Origin of the sequence: Erwinia sp. V71, assembly GCF_965644245.1 — a bacterium.
Classification (GTDB): domain Bacteria; phylum Pseudomonadota; class Gammaproteobacteria; order Enterobacterales; family Enterobacteriaceae; genus Erwinia.
Map to the genome: position 1 here is coordinate 1 of NZ_CBFFRK010000202.1, position 3,347 is coordinate 3,347.

Here is a 3,347-nt window from a genome sequence, read left to right on the forward strand (position 1 = left end):
GCCGCTTGTGTCGCTTCGGCAGCCAGTTTGTTGGCCTGTATAGCATTCTCGGCATTATGCCGTACTGTGCTGGTGAGTTCTTCCATTGATGCTGCGGTTTCAACAATCGACGACGACTGTTCTTCTGTGCGTGATGACAGGTGATGGTTACCGTTGACTATTTGGTTAGAAGCTGAAGATATCGCCATTGAACTATTATTCACTTGCTGCATCAGTTCGTTAAGGAATGATATAAATTTATTGAAATTATTAACGATATTGTTGAATTCTTGGTTTTTACTTTTCTCTAAACGTTGTGTTAAATCGGCCCCTCCACTGGATAGGGCTTCAATGTTCTTATTCAGCAATGTTACATTTCTGAAAATATTACGTAAGATGCTCATCATGATGAAGAAAATTAGCAGACCAATAACGCTTTGTACGATGGTGAGTTTGTTAATAATGTCGTCAGACAGGCTTACCAGCTGGCTGCTTGGAATATCCACTACCATAAACCACGGGCTTCCACTAATCGGCAGAATTAGTAGAGTGTGTGATCCATTCGGTCCATCATAAGTGCCGATGGTTTCTTTCTTGTTGTCCTTTGCTAGCAGTGAACTCAACTTAGAATAAGACGGAAGATTAAGGTCTCGCACATTCGATAGAGCTGGTTTGTTCTGCACGGAAGAACCGTTGCCGACAATTTTTCCGTCGGCTTCTACAATCAGTACACTACCACCTACGGCCTTTCCCATGCTGATAGCCAATTGGTTAAAGAAACCTAGCGTCACGTCGATAGTTGCCACGCCCCAGACTTTACCGTCTTTGATTATTGGCATAGCGCAGTTAGTTCGCGGTTGCGGGCTGGCAGCATCTTGGTAGGCATGTGCCCATGCGCACTCACCTTTTGGGGCATTCATACCGTCTTTATACCAAGCTTGTTCCCAGTATTTAGCTGATTCGTTTTGATTCCATACTGTATTTATTTGGAGAATGCCGCTGGTATTTCTTGCATAGAAGGTACTGAATTTTTCACGCGCGGGATCTCGCTTACCTGGTAATGGCCAAATTCCGCCGCCGAATACGTTTAAATCACCATACTGATTAATTAGTAGAGGTAAAAACTCATCAATTTGGTCGCTTTTAAATCCCGCAGATATTTCGGTGATTACACGTTGCTGAGATTTGACTTGGTTCATTTGTTTTTTAATTTCAGTGCTTTGCAGTTCAATGGTGTTCTGGATATTTTTTATCTCCTTTTCAATTATTTGAGGTGATATGAAGTGTTTTATAATGATAAATGTCGCAATCAGTAAAGTAACGGAAAAGATTATAAGTAAGATACCAACCCGGTTCTGTGTGTTTTTCCATATCATGATTGAAGTACTCAGTTTGGTTGAATTAAATACTATAACGGCAATTATTGTGTTTTCTTTAAGGAGCTGTATACCTTATACGCGGGGAGGGGGCATTTTTCATTTTGATGAAGATCTTCTTGAGATCCTTTTGTTCTGGTCGTAATCTCTTGCCCTGTAAACGAAAAAACCGCCCAGCAAGGCGGTTTTTTCGAAGGTTCTCAGAGCAGCAACTCTTTGAACCGAGGTAACTGGCTTAGAGGAGCGCAGTCACCAAAACTGTCCTTTACAGTTTAGCCTTAACCGGCGGATAAATTCAAGACTAACTCCTCTAAATCAGTTACCAGTGGCTGCTGCCAGTGGCGCTTTGTCGTGTCTTTCCGGGTTGGATTCAAGACGATAGTTACCGGAAAAGGCGCAGCGGTCGGACTGAACGGGGGGTTCGTGCATACAGTCCATCCTGGAGCGAACTGCCTACCTGGAACTGAGTGTCAGGCGTGGAATGAGATAAACGCGGCCATAACAGCGGAATGACACCGGTAAACCGAAAGGCAGGAATGCGGGGGAGCACGAGGGAGCCACCGGAGGGAAACTTCCGGTATCTTTAAGCCGCATCGGGTTTCGCCACCGCTGATTTGAGCGTCAGATTTTTTGATGCTTGTCAGGGGGGCGGAGCCTATGGAAAAACGGCAACGCCGCATCCTTTTTCCGCCCTCTCCTGATTTGACCGCTACTCGTGTATTCCCTTACTTCTGAGCTGAACGCCCACCGCAGCCGAACGGCAGGAGCGCAGCGAGCGAGGAGGCGTCATGTCATAGCCACCTGCATTTTTCCCCTTCTGCATGAAACACTTCTCTGAATCATCACTTCGATTTACCATATTAAGCCAGTATACACTCCGCTAGCGCACCGTGACTGGTTCAGGGCTGCGCCCCGAAACCCTGCCAACGCCTCACGGCACCTGATTAAAATCCGCTCCCGTTCACCGTTTCTTTTTCCGAAAGGCGTCCGTTCAGTTTCTGATAGAGTGCCTCGGCCTGTTCGTGCAGCTTTTCACAGTCGGCTGCCTCATCATCGAGATCGAGAACGTCGAGTTTTTCGAGTAGCAGCAGCGACTGCGCCCGGATAAATTTCGCCATGTTCAGCGCGGCGGATTCCTGTCGGTTCATGTGTGTTTTTCCCGGTCTGGTGGTGGTTTCTGGCTGAAAACGTCAGTGGGGCATTCTGATGCATAGCTATGCATATGCGCAAAACTCATCGGCGCGATTCTGATGCGTTTTGCCTGGTGAAGACATAGGTTTTTATGGCTCAGGGCGTAAAACGGCGCTGAGGCCGTTTCAGAGGGTGCGGACAAGAGATGTTATGGTAAATATCAGTGCTGGAATTTGGCAGTCATAGTTTGAAGCTACCTACCACATTTTTGAGATGTACTGTCTGCTCTTCCATTGACTGAGATGCATCTGCTACCTGCTCTACTAACGCCGCATTTTGCTGTGTTGCGCTATCGAGATGGTTAATGGCTATGTTGATTTGCTCGATTCCTCGACTCTGTTCATCACTCGATGAGCTGATTTCAGAAATTAGAACATTCACTCTTTCCACTTTTGCCATCAGATCGTTCATGTTAGCTCCTGCCTGAAGCACGAGCTTACTGCCTTGATCAATGTTGCTTACGGATTCTTCAATCAGTTTTTTGATCTCTTGTGCGGAATTAGCGCTACGTTGGGATAGGGATCGAACTTCTCCTGCCACTACAGCAAATCCTCGACCATGCTCACCTGCGCGTGCGGCTTCCACCGCTGCGTTAAGGGCAAGGATGTTGGTTTGGAAAGCAATGCCGTCTATCACACTGATGATTTCTACTACCTTCGAGGCGGATTCGTTGATGTTATTCATCGTCGATACAGCATTGTTGACAACTTCTGTCCCTTTTTTCGCCGCTTGTGTCGCTTCGGCAGCCAGTTTGTTGGCCTGTATAGCATTCTCGGCATTATGCCGTACTGTGCTGGTGAG

Annotated in this window: 4 protein-coding genes; all 4 read right to left on the reverse strand. The window is 46.6% G+C overall.

Features of this window, described 5'->3' with window-relative positions; genetic code table 11:
* Positions 1 to 1,355 (reverse strand): methyl-accepting chemotaxis protein (locus ACSZO1_RS21910; RefSeq protein WP_437616437.1); only part of this gene is annotated, 1,355 nt, incomplete at its 3' end.
* 315 nt (positions 1,356 to 1,670) lie between these two features.
* Positions 1,671 to 1,784: a replication initiation protein gene (locus ACSZO1_RS21915; protein ID WP_437616439.1), complete on the reverse strand. Its 114-nt coding sequence runs from the start codon at positions 1,782 to 1,784 to the stop codon at positions 1,671 to 1,673.
* Between the two features lie 515 nt (positions 1,785 to 2,299).
* Positions 2,300 to 2,503, reverse strand: coding sequence for a Rop family plasmid primer RNA-binding protein (locus ACSZO1_RS21920; protein WP_437616441.1), 204 nt, complete (start codon positions 2,501 to 2,503; stop codon positions 2,300 to 2,302).
* Between the two features lie 223 nt (positions 2,504 to 2,726).
* Positions 2,727 to 3,347: methyl-accepting chemotaxis protein (locus tag ACSZO1_RS21925; RefSeq protein ID WP_437616443.1), on the reverse strand; the 621-nt coding region annotated here is incomplete at its 5' end.

Excerpts from the sequence above, each read along its gene's own strand:
- ACSZO1_RS21915 (WP_437616439.1), bottom strand. The coding sequence starts at position 1,784 with ATGCACGAACCCCCCGTTCAGTCCGACCGCTGCGCCTTTTCCGGTAAC.
- ACSZO1_RS21920 (WP_437616441.1), bottom strand. The coding sequence starts at position 2,503 with ATGAACCGACAGGAATCCGCCGCGCTGAACATGGCGAAATTTATCCGG.